This is a genomic window from Rodentibacter ratti, from assembly GCF_002000485.1.
GTDB lineage: Bacteria > Pseudomonadota > Gammaproteobacteria > Enterobacterales > Pasteurellaceae > Rodentibacter > Rodentibacter ratti.
The window spans coordinates 21,962-38,699 of record NZ_MLAJ01000008.1 but is presented as its reverse complement, the minus strand read 5'-3'; the positions used below and the strand labels follow the sequence as shown (position 1 = coordinate 38,699).

The 16,738-nt window shown below is 38.3% G+C and carries 18 protein-coding genes; 10 read left to right on the top strand and 8 right to left on the bottom strand.

The annotated features are described in order from the left end of the window. Positions 1–13: 13 nt before the first annotated feature. Together BKG94_RS07930 and envC are read right to left on the bottom strand one after the other, a co-directional pair. Positions 14–856 (bottom strand): divergent polysaccharide deacetylase family protein, encoded by an 843-nt coding sequence (locus BKG94_RS07930; protein ID WP_077435994.1) that lies wholly within the window; start codon positions 854–856, stop codon positions 14–16. Next, positions 856–2,091, bottom strand: coding sequence for a murein hydrolase activator EnvC (gene envC / locus BKG94_RS07925; RefSeq protein WP_077435992.1), 1,236 nt, complete (start codon positions 2,089–2,091; stop codon positions 856–858). The genes BKG94_RS07930 and envC overlap by 1 nt, the downstream gene beginning before the upstream one ends. 201 nt (positions 2,092–2,292) lie before the next feature. On the opposite strand from envC, the gene BKG94_RS07920 reads away from it, so the two are divergent. From BKG94_RS07920 to phoR, 9 genes are all read left to right on the top strand, one after another. Beyond that, entirely contained in the window at positions 2,293–2,976 is a 684-nt protein-coding gene (locus BKG94_RS07920) for a 2,3-diphosphoglycerate-dependent phosphoglycerate mutase (RefSeq protein WP_018356893.1), read from the top strand. Between the two features lie 60 nt (positions 2,977–3,036). Further along, positions 3,037–3,717 carry a hypothetical protein gene (locus BKG94_RS07915; protein ID WP_077435990.1) on the top strand — a complete coding sequence of 227 codons (681 nt, stop codon included), beginning with the start codon at positions 3,037–3,039 and terminating at the stop codon, positions 3,715–3,717. Between the two features lie 240 nt (positions 3,718–3,957). Then, complete coding sequence (gene phoU, locus BKG94_RS07910) at positions 3,958–4,659, top strand: phosphate signaling complex protein PhoU (protein WP_077435988.1); 702 nt, start codon at positions 3,958–3,960, stop codon at positions 4,657–4,659. A gap of 156 nt (positions 4,660–4,815) precedes the next feature. Further along, positions 4,816–5,835, top strand: a complete 1,020-nt coding sequence (pstS, locus tag BKG94_RS07905) for a phosphate ABC transporter substrate-binding protein PstS (RefSeq protein ID WP_077435986.1) — start codon at positions 4,816–4,818, stop codon at positions 5,833–5,835. 44 nt (positions 5,836–5,879) lie between these two features. Next, on the top strand, positions 5,880–6,827 hold the full coding sequence (pstC, locus tag BKG94_RS07900) for a phosphate ABC transporter permease subunit PstC (RefSeq protein WP_143538926.1): 948 nt from the start codon (positions 5,880–5,882) through the stop codon (positions 6,825–6,827). Continuing rightward, on the top strand, positions 6,828–7,679 hold the full coding sequence (pstA, locus tag BKG94_RS07895) for a phosphate ABC transporter permease PstA (protein WP_077435982.1): 852 nt from the start codon (positions 6,828–6,830) through the stop codon (positions 7,677–7,679). It abuts the gene before it with no gap. A gap of 6 nt (positions 7,680–7,685) precedes the next feature. Further along, complete coding sequence (gene pstB / locus BKG94_RS07890; RefSeq protein WP_077435980.1) at positions 7,686–8,444, top strand: phosphate ABC transporter ATP-binding protein PstB; 759 nt, start codon at positions 7,686–7,688, stop codon at positions 8,442–8,444. A 49-nt stretch (positions 8,445–8,493) separates the two neighbouring features. Next, positions 8,494–9,189: a phosphate regulon transcriptional regulator PhoB gene (gene phoB / locus BKG94_RS07885; RefSeq protein WP_077435978.1), complete on the top strand. Its 696-nt coding sequence runs from the start codon at positions 8,494–8,496 to the stop codon at positions 9,187–9,189. Next, positions 9,189–10,484, top strand: a complete 1,296-nt coding sequence (gene phoR, locus BKG94_RS07880; protein ID WP_077435976.1) for a phosphate regulon sensor histidine kinase PhoR — start codon at positions 9,189–9,191, stop codon at positions 10,482–10,484. Before phoB ends, phoR begins: the two co-directional genes overlap by 1 nt. Before the next feature lie 31 nt (positions 10,485–10,515). On the opposite strand, the gene recX is transcribed toward phoR, so the two are convergent. From recX to BKG94_RS07860, 4 genes are all read right to left on the bottom strand, one after another. Then, positions 10,516–10,974 carry a recombination regulator RecX gene (gene recX, locus BKG94_RS07875; RefSeq protein WP_077435974.1) on the bottom strand — a complete coding sequence of 153 codons (459 nt, stop codon included), beginning with the start codon at positions 10,972–10,974 and terminating at the stop codon, positions 10,516–10,518. Positions 10,975–11,043: 69 nt separating this feature from the next. Next, on the bottom strand, positions 11,044–12,153 hold the full coding sequence (gene recA / locus BKG94_RS07870) for a recombinase RecA (protein WP_077435972.1): 1,110 nt from the start codon (positions 12,151–12,153) through the stop codon (positions 11,044–11,046). Between the two features lie 143 nt (positions 12,154–12,296). Further along, positions 12,297–12,848: a TIGR00645 family protein gene (locus tag BKG94_RS07865; RefSeq protein ID WP_077435970.1), complete on the bottom strand. Its 552-nt coding sequence runs from the start codon at positions 12,846–12,848 to the stop codon at positions 12,297–12,299. A 93-nt stretch (positions 12,849–12,941) separates the two neighbouring features. Continuing rightward, on the bottom strand, positions 12,942–14,534 hold the full coding sequence (locus BKG94_RS07860; protein WP_425272262.1) for a DNA recombination protein RmuC: 1,593 nt from the start codon (positions 14,532–14,534) through the stop codon (positions 12,942–12,944). Between the two features lie 177 nt (positions 14,535–14,711). Between BKG94_RS07860 and BKG94_RS10065 the strand changes: the two genes are divergently transcribed. Beyond that, entirely contained in the window at positions 14,712–15,263 is a 552-nt protein-coding gene (locus BKG94_RS10065; RefSeq protein ID WP_244157004.1) for a restriction endonuclease subunit S domain-containing protein, read from the top strand. A gap of 12 nt (positions 15,264–15,275) precedes the next feature. Here BKG94_RS10065 and BKG94_RS07850 read toward each other — a convergent pair whose 3' ends face one another. Further along, entirely contained in the window at positions 15,276–16,202 is a 927-nt protein-coding gene (locus BKG94_RS07850; RefSeq protein ID WP_077435966.1) for a site-specific integrase, read from the bottom strand. Positions 16,203–16,223: 21 nt separating this feature from the next. Then, positions 16,224–16,730: a restriction endonuclease subunit S gene (locus BKG94_RS07845; RefSeq protein WP_077435964.1), complete on the bottom strand. Its 507-nt coding sequence runs from the start codon at positions 16,728–16,730 to the stop codon at positions 16,224–16,226. Positions 16,731–16,738 lie beyond the last annotated feature (8 nt).

Genomic DNA, 16,738 nt, shown 5'->3' with positions numbered 1-16,738 from the left:
TGAAGGTGGATTTTTACTTTGGTACGCCCCGCAATAATGGAACTGGCTCGTAAGGTGCAGTTGAGGTCGGAGCAGGAATATCGCTAAACAGTAAAATAAAAGGTTTTGGCGGTACGATACGCTCATTTCGCCATAAACTTCCCATACCGACGAGCTGAATATCTGAAGGTAAATGGCGCAAATTTTGCTGTAATACCGCAACAGTGTTTTTACGGGGGTGACCTATAGCGATTGCCGTACCATGTTTTCTTGCATATTGAATTGCGGCTTGAAATTGGCGTTGCACATCGGCAAATTCATTGCTGTCATCTAAGAAAATATGGCGATCTAATGAACGAATCCCTTGCTCTTTAGCGATTTTGCCGGCAACAGATCGACCAATTGTTCGACTATCCAAGAAAAATAAATGCTGTGCACGAAGCGCATTCATTAAATGTGTCATTAACGGCGTGTCGGCTGTTGCTGCGCTGCCCATGTGATTATTCATACCGATTGCATGACTGACAATATTTTTGGCCTTTTGAACTCGGTTTGTGACCTGTTCTGCCGACATGCCTAAATGTAATCCTCCCTCTTCAATTTTCGTTTGATTTATGGGTTGCATTGGCATATGAATAAGAATGTCACGCCCTTGTTTTTTGGCTTCTTGGTTACGAGGTTGAGCATAGGGTGCGGAGGGGATAATTGCCACAGAAATTTCACGTGGCATAGCAAAAATCGCCGCATCTTCTTTGGGATGATAGCCCACATCATCAATGACGATTGCGAGTTTATTTTGTGCGAGTGTAAATGTGGAGAAAAGAGCGGTTGAAAAAACGATTAGATTTTTGACCGCAGTTTTAAATGGTATATTCATTATTTAATCCACCCTGCAGGATTCACCGGCACACCTTTTCGACTAATACCGAAATATAATGCAGGACGAGAAATTTCACCGGTATTTCCCACTTGTGCGATAGTTTGACCTGCTGAAACCAGTTGGTTGGGTTTGACGAAAACAGCTTGGTTAAAACCATACAAACTCAGATCGCTCTCTCCGTGTTTAATGATAACCATATAGCCATAACCGGTAAGCTGTCCGGCTAAAATGACACGCCCGTTGGCAATGGCACGCACCGGCGTGCCGTTTGGTGCGGCAATTACCATCCCTTTCCAGCGTGCCTCACCGGCTTGAGCGGAACCAAAAGCATAAAGTGTCGAACCATTTATCGGTTTATTATATTGGCGATTTGCCGTCCCGAGACCATTGGTACTGTTAATTAATTGGCGTTCTTGGGCGGTTGGCTTATAAGGTTTGGCCGTGCGTTTTTCTTCCGCTTGTTTACGTTGTGCCAGCGCTTCCCGCTCACGTTGTTCTTGTTGGCGTGCGGCTTGTTCGGCACGTTGAATTTCTTGTTTCAACGCAATTTCGTTAGCCCGTAAATTCTCTAATCGATTCTGATCTTTGTTGATGTTTTTATTAATTTCATTTAACGTCGATTGTCGTTCACGCTGAATTTTTTCTAATTCTTGTTGTTGTTTTTTCTGCGTGGAAAGTTGATCCCGTTGATTTTGTTGCTGACCTAAAATGGCCTCTTTTTGTTTAACAATTTGTGCTTGTGTCGCTTGAAGATTGGTTATCATCTCAATACGAGCCTGATTTAAATGCTCATAATAAACCTTCATTCGTGTGGCTTTTTTGGCATCTTCCGACAGCATTCTTTCCAAAACGGAAGGGTTTAACCCCGAGCGGTAAATGACATCCATTTGCTTGGCAAGTTTTGTTTTTTGTTCTTTTTCTTGCTTTTCCAGCAGTTTGATTTGTTTATCGGCTTCTGCAATTTGCTTACGGATTTCTTTCAAACTTAATTCGGTTTCGCGTAATTCCCCCGCTACCGCATTAATTTTACTTTCTTGGTTTTTTAAAGTGGATTGAAGTTTTGCCTGCTCACGTTTTTGTTTGGCAAGTTTAGATTCTTGTTGCTTAATTTGTTGTTGGATTTGATTAAGATTATTGCCATAACTGGCTGATGAAAATCCGATAAGCCCACATGCAACTAAAAGTGCGGTCGATTTTGAAAATGTTTTTGTTATCAATTGCCAATATTGCATAGATTAAACTCTAGAAATAAAAAATCGGTGAAAGCTATTTTGTCCACAAAGTACAGATAGTAGCATTATTTTGATAGTGCTAAAATGGCTGGGTTTAATTTTTTGCGTAAGATCAGGAAATCCCGCCTTTTTGCTTTTAAACAGTAGGATTTTTTGCTATAAAGTGCGCATTCTTTTTTACTTAAATATTAGGAGCACCCTATGGAATTAGTATTCATTCGTCACGGTTTTAGTGAATGGAACGCAAAAAATTTATTTACCGGTTGGCGTGATGTAAATTTGACCGAACGTGGCGTAGAAGAAGCCAAAGCTGCGGGTAAAAAATTGTTAGACGCAGGCTATGAATTTGATATCGCATTTACTTCTGTGCTAACCCGTGCCATCAAAACTTGTAATATCGTGTTGGAAGAATCGCACCAATTATGGATTCCTCAAGTGAAAAACTGGCGTTTAAACGAACGTCACTACGGTGCGTTACAGGGCTTAGATAAAAAAGCCACCGCAGAGCAATATGGTGATGAGCAAGTGCATATTTGGCGCCGTTCTTACGATATTTCTCCGCCGGATTTAGATCCGCAAGATCCAAACTCTGCACATAACGATCGCCGCTATGCAAATCTTCCGTCAGATGTTGTGCCAAACGCAGAAAACTTAAAACTTACCTTAGAACGTGCACTTCCGTTCTGGGAAGATCAAATTGCACCGGCAATGCTTTCCGGCAAACGTGTTTTAGTGGTGGCGCATGGTAATTCGCTGCGTGCCTTGGCAAAACACATTATCGGTATTTCTGATGAAGAAATTATGGATTTTGAAATTCCAACCGGTCAGCCGTTAGTGTTAAAACTTGACGATAAATTAAACTATGTAGAACATTACTACCTTTAATTTTTAGGCTTGATAAAAGTGCGGTTAATTTAGCCGCACTTTTTGTTTAAGGAGACATTTATGAAAAAATTATTTCAAGTTTTATTCGCCGTATTATTTTTTATTGGAGGCAATACTGTTGCTGCCTCACAAAATAAAAATACAACGACGAAACAAGTAGTTAAGCAAACTAAAAAAACACAAGTGAAAAAGCCGGTAGAGAAAAAAGCAACGAAAAAAACGGTACAGAAAAAATCCTCAACCAAAGTGAGCAAAAACGGTGCTAAAACTCAGGTTTCTAACGATAAAAAAAATATGAAATCACAACCGACGAAGCCGACTAAGAATAAACAATCTGTTAAGAATAAGCAGAAAGAAATGAAGAAAGTTGAGAAAACGAAAACTGCCGCACAAGACGTTTCCATAAAGAAAATTGAGAAGGTGGAAAGCCCAGATCAAACATTAAAAACTACACAACCTAAGCAAACGACAAAAACCGTTATTGTGCCAAAATGTCAGGATAACCAAGTCGTTAAGGTGCTATCTGATGCCTTTAAACAACAAGGTAAGGTGACGGGAACACAAATGACGGTAAAACAAATTAAACAAGCACGTGAAACGCAATATTATCCGCAGCAAGGTATTCGGAGCTGTCATGCGTTGGTGGAAACCCATGGTAAAAAATATCAAACGGATTATAGTGTGATTTTGAATGGCAGTGGTTTTTTTGTTCAAGTAGAAAATGCTCAACAGATGTTTTAAATGATGATAGAAATAAGGTGCAAATTGCGCCTTATTTTTTTTGCTTAAACAATATCTTAATTTCCCTTCTGATAACCCATTTATTCGATTTTTAGAACAATTCTAATAGCCCTACTTTCATTTTTTGTAAAGTGCGGATGAAAATCGATTGTTTTTTAACGCAATCTTACAAGTTGTCATATTCCTGAAATATTTCCCCTTTATACTCCAAGCGCATTTAGTTTATTTTTAAGGATCAAAATGAAAAATCAGCATATTTCTTCACATTTTAACCAAGAACTGGAAGGCGTGCGTACAGAAGTTATGCAAATGGGCGGAATAGTCGAACAGCAAATTCAAATTATTCTGCGAAGCCTCAGTCAAGCTAATCCTCAAGGATTACAGGAAGTAATTGAAAGTGAAAAGAAAATCAATGAAATGGAAGAGCTTATTGATGATCACTGCCAAACCATTATTGCTCGACGCCAACCGGCAGCCGGTGATTTACGTTTCGTTTTAACGACATCTAGAATTATCGTTGATCTGGAACGTATTGGTGATGAACTAAAAAAAATTGCCTTTTATACAAATAACCTATTAATTAATAACAAGATTTCTGCTTCCGGTTTGTATGATACCCATCGTATTTTAGAAATGTCCTTTGTCATGATTCGCCGAGCGTTGGACGCCTTTGCCCGATTAGATGAAAACGCAGCGGTTGAATTACGTTTATCGGATGAAAAATTAGATATGGACTATCGTAATCAATTACGCCTACTTACCACGAATATTTTTGAACAACCTCAAAATATCAGCACTTGGATTGATGTGATGATGATGAATAAGGCAGTGGAACGAATCGGCGATCACGCTAAAAATATTGCGGAACATGTTGTGTATTTAGTTCGTGGTATTGATATTCGCCATAAAGAACTGGCAGAAATTGAGTCTAACTTAAAATAAGTGTGAAAAGTGCGGTTGATTTTTTGTTTGTTTTGGAATGCGGGTAAACCTAATTCCAACAGATGTAAATAAATGTTTGTTTGTCATACTTATGAAATATTTCTTTACTATATTAGCTACGTGACTACTTAATCATCCAAACTTAAGGAGAATACAATGAAAATACGTACTGTCACTCTCGCTTTATTATCTGCTTTTGCTTTCAGTCAAGCGGCAAAAGCAACCACTGTGACCGGCGCAGGGGCTTCCTTCCCTCAACCGATTTATGTGCAATGGGCTATGAACTATAAGGCTGAAACCGGTAATCAAATAAATTATCAGTCTATCGGTTCTTCCGGTGGTGTAAAACAAATTCTCTCCGGTACTGTTGATTTTGGTGCATCAGATTCCCCAATGAAAGAAGCGGATCTTGAAAAAAATAATCTTGTCCAATTCCCAACCGTTATTGGTGGTGTTGTACCTGTCATCAATGTAGAGGGTATCAAACCGGGAGAGTTAAAATTAACCGGTGAATTGTTAGCCGATATTTACTTAGGAAAAATTACTCATTGGAATGATGAAAAAATTAAGCAGTTAAACCCTTCGTTAAATCTGCCGGATAAAATGATCACAACCGTATTCCGTGCGGACGGTTCGGGAACCAGTTTTATCTTTACCCATTATTTGAGCCAAGTTTCGTCAGATTGGAAAGATAAAGTCGGTGCGGCGAATACGGTTAAATGGCCAACTTCCGCAAGCGGTGCAGCAGGAAAAGGTAATGAGGGAGTATCAATTTACGTAGGACGTGTTAAGAATTCCATCGGCTATGTTGAATATGCTTATGCGAAACAAAATAAAATGACTCACGTTCAGTTAAAAAATGCTGCGGGTAACTTTGTTTTACCTTCACAAGAAAGTTTTGCGGCAGCGGCAAATGTTGATTGGAATAAAGCGAAAGGATTCAGTTTGGTATTAACTAATCAACCTTCAGCAGAAGCTTGGCCACTCGCTGCCGCAACCTTTATCTTAGTACCGAAAAATGTAGTGGATAAGGAAAGAGCCGAAACCGTCTTGAATTTCTTTGACTGGGCATACAAAAAAGGTAATGAGCAAGCGCAAAAGTTAGATTATGTTCCTCTACCGGATAATGTAAAACAACTTGTGCGAGATGAATGGAAAAAAGTTAACTTGAAATAAAAAATGTATTCCCTCCCTTTAGCGGGAGGGAATAAGGAAAAATGATGACACTTTCCCAAAAATTGAAACAACAAGCACTCCTTGATGCTTTATTTGTTAATACTACCCGTTTTTTTGCTTTGTTTGTTCTTGCGATACTCAGTGGAATTTTACTTTCATTGATTGTTGGCGCTTATCCCGCAATGCAACAATTTGGTTTTGAATTTTTTAGTTCAAACGAATGGGATACTGTACAAAGCAAATATGGTGCACTCGCACCTATATACGGTACGTTAGTGACTTCTGTTATTGCGCTGATTATTGCTGTGCCGGTTAGCTTCGGAATCGCGGTTTTTCTTACCGAACTTTGTCCCGTGGTACTGCGCCGTCCATTAAGTATTGCAATAGAATTATTAGCCGGTATTCCTTCGATCATTTACGGGATGTGGGGATTGTTTGTGTTTGCCCCTATATTTTCCGAAACTGTTCAACCGTTTATGATTGAGCACTTTAGCGATATTCCTTTAGTCGGCGTATTATTTGATGGCATTCCAATGGGAATAGGATTATTTGCGGCAGGTTTAATCCTAGCGATTATGATCATTCCTTATATCGCCTCAGTGATGCGGGATGTATTTGAAGTCACGCCAACTATGTTAAAAGAATCAGCCTATGGTTTAGGTTGTACCCGTTGGGAAGTTATTCGTCGTATTGTATTACCTTATACGAAAGTGGGGGTAATCGGCGGTGTGATTCTCGGCTTGGGACGTGCTTTAGGCGAAACGATGGCCGTTACCTTTGTTATCGGAAATACCTTTAATATTAGCGCCAGCTTAAATAATTCCGGTGTATCGATTACCTCTGCGCTTGCCAATGAGTTTGCCGAGGCCGTTGATCCGATGCATTTGTCCTCACTACTTTATCTCGGATTAATTCTTTTCGTTATAACATTTACCGTACTGTGTTTGTCAAAATTAATGTTATTAAAAGCGGTAAAATCAGAGGGACGCTAGATGAAAAATACAATAAATCATTCGTTATATGTACGCCGTCAGTGGCTTAACCGCTTCTATTTAATGTTGGCTTGGGTGATGATGGGATTCGGATTATTTTGGCTTGGCTGGATTTTTTACACGCTCTTAACCCATGGCATAAGCGGATTAGGACTCTATCTTTTTCGGGTTGATACCCTGCCTCCCGATGCAGGTGGTGGTTTACGAAATGCCATTTGGGGGAGTTTGCTTATCACGTTATTCGGGCTTTTTATCGGTACTCCAATCGGTATTTTAACCGGCGTTTATTTAGCGGAGTTCGGCAGACATAGCAAAATAGCCGGTATGACTCGATTTATGAACGACATCTTACTGTCGGCGCCTTCCATTGTTATCGGTTTATTTATCTATGGCATTATTGTTGTTAAACAAGGACATTTCTCCGGTTGGGCGGGGGCTTTAGCACTCTCGTTATTGGTTGTTCCTGTTGTCGTACGCACGACCGAAAATATGTTGAAATTAGTGCCGAACGGGTTACGGGAAGCAGCTTATGCTTTAGGAACACCAAAATGGAAAATGGTTTCGATGGTAACTCTAAAAGCTGCGAAAACAGGCGTTTTAACCGGTATTTTACTTGCGTTCGCCCGAATTTCCGGTGAAACCGCACCTTTGTTATTCACCGCATTAAATAATCAATTTTTCAGTTCTGATATGAATCAACCTATCGCTAATTTACCAAATGTGATTTATCAATTTGCAATGAGTCCTTATAAAGACTGGCAATCGCTCGCTTGGGCTGGGGCACTGCTGATCGCGTTTACGGTATTAATCACTAATATTATGGCGAGAATTTTAGGTCGTAAAAAACACTAAGGAATCATGATGAAAACAAAACTCTCAACCCAAAATTTAAATTTTTACTATGGGCATTTTCACGCACTAAAAAATATTAATGTTGATATTTTAGAAAAAAAAGTTACCGCTTTTATCGGTCCTTCCGGCTGTGGTAAATCTACTTTGTTACGTATATTTAACCGAATGTATGATCTCTATCCTAATATGCGGGCAGAAGGTCAATTATTATTGGATAACAAAAATATTCTTGATGCGGATGTTGATGTTAATTTATTACGCGCCAAAGTCGGAATGGTTTTTCAGAAACCAACGCCTTTTCCAATGTCAATTTACGATAATGTGACTTTTGGGGTCAAGCTGTACGAAAAACTCAGCAAAAGTGATTTGGATGACCGAGTGGAATGGGCGTTAAAAAAATCGGCGTTATGGACAGAAGTTAAAGATAAGTTGAAACAATCCGGTAATTCCCTTTCAGGTGGACAACAACAACGCTTGTGTATAGCCCGAGCCATCGCTTGTCAGCCGGAAGTATTATTACTTGATGAACCAACTTCCGCCCTTGACCCGATATCAACGGCTTATATTGAAGAGCTGATAACGGAACTTAAGAACGACTACACTATTGCAATTGTGACCCACAATATGCAACAAGCTGCACGGGTTTCCGATATGACCGCTTATATGTATCTTGGTGAGCTTATTGAAATCGGCGATACCAAACAAATTTTTACGAAACCGCAGCGTAAAGAAACCGAGGATTATATTACGGGTAAATTCGGTTAAAACGTCTCTAAATTTAACCGCACTTTTCAGAAAATCCAGGGAGTAGGCTATGCCAAAAGCAAATATTTTAGTGGTTGAAGACGAAGAGTCTATTATTACATTAATTAAATTTATCTTAGAACAAGCCGGTTTTGAGGTGCGTACGGCGGAAAATGTATCACAAGCAAGGCAACAAATTAATGAACAACTCCCTCATCTTATTTTATTGGACTGGATGCTGCCTGGCGTTTCTGGTGTTGAATTTACTAAAGAATTGCGTTCAACCAAGCGCACGGAGAATTTACCTATTATTCTGTTAACGGCACGTAGCGATGAATTGGATAAGGAAAAAGGTTTAAATCTTGGTGCCGATGACTATGTTACCAAGCCTTTTTCCCCAAGAGAGTTGGTTGCTAGGGTCAATGCATTTCTACGCCGCCACCATCCTCATAAAACAGAGCAAGTGATCAATATTAAAGGATTGAGTTTAGATCCGGTTAATAAAATTGTGATCGGCAATAATATTCGGTTAAACTTAGGGGCAACTGAATTTAAATTACTTCATTTTTTTATGACTCATCCGAACCGGTTATATAGCAGGGTACAACTGCTTGATTTTGTTTGGGGAGATCATGTTTTTATGGAGGAACGGACCATTGATGTGCATATTCGTCGTTTACGTCAGGCACTTGAACCAAGTAAATTAGAGTATCTGCTACAAACTGTCCGTGGTTCCGGTTATCGTTTCAATACTGAAGAAGCATAATGAAATTATTTTTTCCGACCTTATTTCGATTAATCCTCACTCTATTTTGTATTGCCGGAGTGGGATATTTAATTGCCGGTACGGAAATAATGTGGATTTTAGTTAATGTTGTATTACTTGGATGGATAGGTCTTCAGCTATTTTATTTACTTCGTTTAGCTCGCTGGCTGGAGGATCAGGACAATCCGATACAAGGTTTTGGAATTTGGGGACATATTTTTGATAAAATTCTGTCTTTACGTAAAGCCAGTATAAAGCGTAAAAAAGAACTCTCTGCTTCTTTAGATCGTTTTAATAAAGTCATTGAGGCGATTCCTAGTGGAATTATCATTTTAACCGAAGGTCGTATCGAATGGTTTAACCCGCTTGCCTGTAAACATCTTAATCTGAACTATAAAAATGATCTCAAAGGGATTCTACAAAATCTCATTCGTTTACCTGAATTCCAACAATTTCTACAAAAGAAGCTGGAAAATGAACCTCTTAAATTGAAAGTTATCCTTCCCAATGGAAATTATTTCAAACGAATTTTGCAAATCAGCCGACAGCCTTTCTATCAAAATAGCGAATTATTGATAACGCAAGATATTACTCAAGAAGAGCAATTGGACGATGCTCAGGTAGCCTTTGTTGCTAATGTTTCCCATGAATTGCGTACACCGCTTACTGTGATTAACGGTTTTATGGAAACATTATCGGATATGCCCGATTTACCTATTGACCAACGTCAGCAATTTTTAGGTTTAATGCAAAAAGAAGGGCAGCGAATGTTAAATCTTTTATCCGATTTGTTAACGCTTTCACGTTTAGAACGAGGACAATCCACTGCCGGGGAATTTCAGCATTTTGATTTATCCAAAATGGTTCAACAGGTTGTTGAAGCAACACAAAATTTTTCACGTGAAAAACACGAGTTTATTGTAAACATTCAACCAGATATTAAGTTTTATGGATTGGAGCCGGAACTATACAGCGCATTAAGTAATATGACGTTCAATGCAGTTCGATATACGCCGGAAAAAGGCACGATTACTATTCAACTTACTACACTCGCAGATAAAGCAATTTTTTCTGTAACTGATACAGGGGTAGGTATTGCGCCGGAACATATTCCAAGATTAACGGAACGTTTTTATCGGGTTGATAATGCCCGCTCACGCCAAACCGGTGGAACGGGACTGGGGCTATCTATTACCAAATTTGCTTTGGCAAAATATGATGCGGAATTGGAAATAAAGAGTGAGTTAGGGAGGGGAAGTTGCTTTAAAGTTGCGCTTCCTATAAGCAAACCATAGAACTAGCCAATTCCATCAAGATGAGTATAGATCACTCAAAATATGCTGATTCATTCCCAATAAAGTGCGAAAATTGTTCAGAGGAAAAACCGTGAGAAAGCATATAGTTCCAAATTTTCTGTTTTATTTTGGGAGAATGTTTTTCTGTGTAATTAGGAAATTTTTTACGTAAAACCGTAAAAGCAAGTTTGGACCAATCTATATCACATTCCGTGAATACTTCAGTAATAATAGCTGACGGCACTCCTTTTAAATGTTTTAGTTCTTGTCTAATTCTATTCTCTCCATAGCCTCGTTGACTACGATAATATAAATAGTTTTCTGCAAAGCGTTTATCATTTTGCCAATTTTTTTGCTGGCAATGGGTGATCACTTCATCAATTTCTAGTTCGGAAAAGGCTTTTTCTTGCATTTTATTGCGAAGTTCAAACTCGCTATATTCACGGCGGGCAAGTAAATTAATCACATAACTCAGTGCAATAGAAGACATCATCACTCCTTTGGAGAAAAAGTGCGGGCAAAATTGACCGCACTTTGAGAGGTTAAAATAACGGGTAAATTAAAGTTCATCCTCTGAATTTAATTTGTCATTGGCTTGTTCAATATCTTCAGCGAATCTTTGATCAGGGTTGGCTACTAATTCGGCGAGCAATTTATTTTCTAATACTAATGCTTTTTCTGGATTATCCAATAGCCACTTCATTGCATTTGCCTTGCCTTGGCCTATTTTCTCATTTTCATAAGAATACCAAGCTCCGGATTTATTCACCAATTTGTGCTGAACGCCCAGTTCAATCAATTCACCTGTTTTAGAAATCCCTTCGCCATAAAGGATTTGGAATTCTACCTGACGGAATGGAGGCGCCAATTTATTTTTAACCACTTTTACTTTGGTTTCATTACCAATAATACTTTCCCCATCTTTGACTGAACCGGTGCGGCGAATATCCAATCGAACCGATGCATAAAATTTTAATGCATTCCCTCCGGTAGTGGTTTCAGGATTGCCGTAGGATACCCCGATTTTCATGCGAATTTGGTTGATAAATATCACCAAGCAGTTTGCATTTTTGATTTGACCGGTTAATTTACGTAATGCTTGAGACATTAAACGGGCTTGTAATCCCACATGAGAATCACCCATGTCTCCTTCAATTTCAGCTTTAGGCGTTAAGGCTGCAACGGAGTCAACGATAATAAGTTCAACTGCACCGGAACGGACTAAAGCATCACAAATCTCAAGGGCTTGTTCACCATTGTCGGGCTGAGAAACTAATAATTCTTTAACGTTAACGCCTAATTTCGCGGCATAAATCGGATCCAAAGCATGTTCGGCATCAATAAATGCACAGGTTTTACCGGCTTTTTGAGCCTGAGCGATAACTGAAAGCGTTAAGGTTGTTTTACCGGAAGATTCGGGGCCAAAGATTTCAACGATACGCCCCATCGGTAAACCACCGATTCCTAATGCAACGTCAAGCCCTATCGAACCGGTAGAAATAGACTCTACATCGAGAGCTTGTGTATCTCCCAGCTTCATAATAGAGCCTTTACCAAATTGTTTTTCAATTTGCCCTAGTGCTGCGGCAAGGGCCTTTTGTTTTTCTTCCGCTGTCGCAGGTGTGGTCGCTGTTGTTTTCCCTTTCTTTTTTTCGTCTTGTGATGCCATTTATTTTTCCTCGTTGCATAAAACTTTATTTATATTAACTGTATTTTTATACAGTATCAAGATTATTTTGAATAATTTTATGGGAACTAAAAGAAACGCCAACTTTTGGTTGGCGTTTCTGTCAGGAAAAATACGACTTGTTTCTAGTGGTTTTTATGACTGGTACTATATAAAATTTTATCCGTATAAGCCAAGGCGATAGCCGAAACTAAAAAACCAAGATGTAAAAAAAGCTGCCACATCATGGTTTTTTCAGGGAGGTTGCTGACATTAACAAAGGTTTGCAGCATATGAATAGAGGAAATCGTGATGATCGACATTGAAAGTTTCACTTTCAGTACCGTTGCATTGACGTGACTCATCCATTCCGGTTGATCGGGATGGCTGCGGGTTTTGAGCTTTGATACGAAAATCTCATAGCCGCCAATGGTGACCATTACCAATAAATTGGCAATCATCACCACATCAATGAGATTCAACACAGCAAGCATAATCGTGTTGGAATCCATATCATTAATATTGATGATTAAATGCCAAAGGGATTTCATAAATTTATAGGCATAGATGCCTTGCACAACCACAAGCCCAAGATAAATCGGCAATTGCAACCAGCGGCTGGCGAAAATAATTTTACTGAATGCGTTAGATTGTTGGTTATACTTGGCATAAAGATCAGGTGATTTTTGCTGTTCCATTCATTTTTCCTAACTTGTTATAAAAGATTAATCAATAAAAAAACTGCCAAAAAATAGCATTTTTTTTGAAAATAGCAATAGAAAAGATAAGGTTTATTTTTCTTCCTCAATCATTAAAGACAAACGGCTTAAATCAACGCCATTATTTAATAATTCGACATTTGGCATCGTTTTATTGGCTTTGGCGGATAAATCTTTAAAGCGTTCTATTTTGCCGACCAAACCTTGTTGCCCCACAAGTGCTGTTACCGTGCTGTTATATTGGTTGCTGACAGTGGAAAGTGTGTTGCCTAATTTCCCCAAGCGTTCTGCCACCAAACAAATTTGGTTATAAATTTCACCGGCTTTTTCCGCTATCTCTCTGGCCTCTGCGTTGCCTCGTTCAATCCGCCACAAATTTGCCACTGTGCGTAAAATCGGCATGAGGGTAGTGTGCGAAACCATAATGACATTTTTTTCATAGCCATAATTAAAAAGATTCGGATCTTGTTTTAATGCCTCAATATAAGCCGGCTCAACTGCAATAAACATCAGCACAAAATTTGGGCTACGCATACCAATTAAGTTGCTGTAATCCTTTCTGTGTAAATCATCGATGTGATTTTTTAAGGCTTTAATGTGTTCTCGAAGTAAACGCTCACGCTCAATATCATCTTCAGAATTGACCGCACTTTCATAGGCATTCAACGACATTTTGCTATCAATAATGAGGTGTTTTTCATCGGGTAAATTCAGCACAAAATCAGGATAATTCCGCCAGCCTTGTTCATCTTTAAAATGGGCTTGTGCGCTGTAGTGAACATTTTCAATCAAACCGGCAAGTTGTAGCGCTCGTTCTAATTGAACTTCGCCCCAGTTACCCAGGGTTTTCTTTTCACCTTTTAATGCGGAAGTTAAATTATTCGCCTCTTGCGACATATTTAAGCCGATTTCCAATACTTTCTTAATTTCTGCTTCTAAACCGGCATTGCCTTTTAGTGATTCAGAGTGGATTTCATTCACCCGTTTTTGGAAACCTTCAATTTGTTCACGAAAAGGCTTGAGCAACGTTTCCAAAGCAGTTTGGTTGGTTTGATTAAAAGATCGACTTTTTTCATCCAAAATGCGATTGGCGAGATTTTGAAATTCAATGCCAAGTTGCTGTTTCGATTGTTCAATATTTTGCTGCTGTTCGGCAAAATGTTTTTCTTTTTCCGCCAAGGTGGTTTTTAATCCGGTCAATTCTTGTGAAAGTGCGGTCAATTTTTCCGTTAAATTTTGTTGTTCTTGTTCTTTGCGTAATAGATGACTTTGGCTTTGGTGTAGTTGATTTTGCAAGCTTTCCGCTTGTGCAGAGGCAATACCAAAACGCTCTTTCAATGCGGTGATCTGTGCGGCGATTTGTTCATTGCGAGCCTGCTCCTCATCTAATTCTTTAGCAAGATAAGCAATTTTTTCATCACGTTCAGCTAAACGAATTTGCAATCCTTCGCTTTCTGTTTGGGCTTTCACGGCGCGCTGCTCCAAAAGATTTTTTTGTTGATTGAGCAAATCAAAACGCTCGGCAAGTTGATTAAAGTCATAATTGGTTTTATTCAAATCCTGCTGTAATTCTTGCACATCGCGCGAACGACGGGCGAGTAGAAAACAGAGAATAATCAGAATAAAGAGCGATACACCAAGAAGTGTAAGAAAAGAAGGGGTCATCCAGGTTGTCATAATAAGCCTCAAATTTTTGCGAATTTTACCACAGAGGGAAAAATCACTCTAATAGAGAGTATTTTACTGCACATCAATTTTAGACAGCGTATTGGTGTAGCTATATTCATCTATAAATGTTCATTTTTATTTACAATGCTCCCATAATTGAGGAAATGGGCATAATTGTTCACGATCCTTTGTAAAGAAACTCACACTTGGGAACAGAGGAAGTTGGGGGAATATATACAAACTTCATCTGAAAAAAATATAAATAATCAATTTTCTAAAAGTGATGTTTTATCGGTATCCGGTGATGTTGGAATAGTTAATCAAATTGATTTTCAAGGAAGATCATTTGCAGGGGCATCAGTTTCTAATTATGGAATAGTAAATACAGGAGATATTGTTTACACAAAATCACCATTAAAAGCTAATCCTTACGGCATTATAAAAACTAACAAAGGTTCTACTGGCATTGTTTCAACCCTATATGCTATTTATAAACCAAACTCAAATACAGATTCTATTTTTGTCCAATATTACTTTGAATCTAATGATAGATTAAATCGTTATCTAAAACCTTTGGTAAACAAAGGAGCTAAAAATGATATGAAAGTAAGTGATGATAATGCACTAATCGGTCTAGTTAATTTTCCTCATTACCAAGAACAACAAAAAATCGGCACATTTTTCACCGCACTTGATCGCTACATCACCATTCATCAGCGTAAGTGATATAGAATAAAGTTAGCTTAAATTTGATAATGAACGCATTACGAGATCAATATCTCGATTTTCCAACTCTTGAATAATATGTAAATATGTTTTTTGGGTTGTCGTCATATTTGAATGTCCCAAACGCCTTGCAACACTTGCAATTGATACGCCGGCGAATAATAGCAGTGATGCATGGGTATGTCGTAATCCATGTAATGAAATAATAGGAATATTGGCTTTTTTGCAGCGACGAATAAGAATATCATTCACCGTTGAATTAAAAATCCTTTTACTAACAAAAATCGGTTGTTCTTCAGGTTTGTTTTTAATTAATTCTGCAAATTGAATAATGGTTTGCCAATCAAGGGGAATTTTTCGTACTGATGAACGATTTTTAGTCGGCTGAAAACCACCACCATCTTTGTAATTCCAAGTTTTATTAATCGTTAGCGTTTGACGAGCAAAATCAAAATCTTTTGGCGTTAATGCCAAACCTTCAGAAAAACGCATGCCGGTTTTTGCAATTAATAGGATAAACCAATCCCAATTGATTTCTTTCGTTAAATTTAATTGCGTAATTAATGAATGTAGTTCAAATTGGTTTAGATATTTTGTTTTCTTCAAACGTGGCGGGCGACCTTTGATAATTGCTTTTCTTGTGGGATCTCTTAATAAAAAACCTTCATCCACGGCATCAAGAATTGCACCTTTAAGCTGATGATGAAAATCCATCGTGGTCTGCCTTTCATGATAACAGGCATAATCATTGAGTAATTGTTGATAAGTGATGCGATTAAGATCGCGCAGTAAAAGATTGGGGATTAATTTTTTTAGCCACTCTAATGTCATTAAATACTTAGCCATTGTCACTTTTCTAATCGCCCCTTCTTTGTAAATATGAATCCAACGTGAATAGTATTGATAAAACAGCTCTTGGTTTAGGTTTATTTCATGCATAATATCTCTCCTATGATGTTTTCACTTACGCTGATGAATGGTGATGTAGCGATCAAGTGCGGTAAAAAATGCGCCGATTTTTTGTTGTTCTTTAAGAGTTGGTATATTTATTAGTAAATCAGTAAGCATATCCATTACGATGTAAGGAATATTTCCTGTTCTAGATTCTTGTTGTATTTTCTTTGGTAACGTTTTACTAATTGATTGAAATAAAAATGCTCGTTCTGATTTAAACTGCGTCAAAACATAGGTTCGCTGATATGCATTGAAATACCCATCGGCATAATGCATGTACCCAACTGTAGCTCCATTACCTGCAATAGTGATAGCCGGTCCAGTAAAAGCATAATGATCAATTTTATATTTTTTTATTCCAGAGGTGAAAAAATCATATTTTCCATTTTCAACCATAGCATTTGCATCTAGTTTTCCCGTTTCAATTTGACAGAAATCCCCCAACTTCCGCTGTTCCCAAGCGTCAGTTCTTTTATCAAAAGTGAGGTGAAAATTTATTGATTTTTTCCACAAAAAAAGAG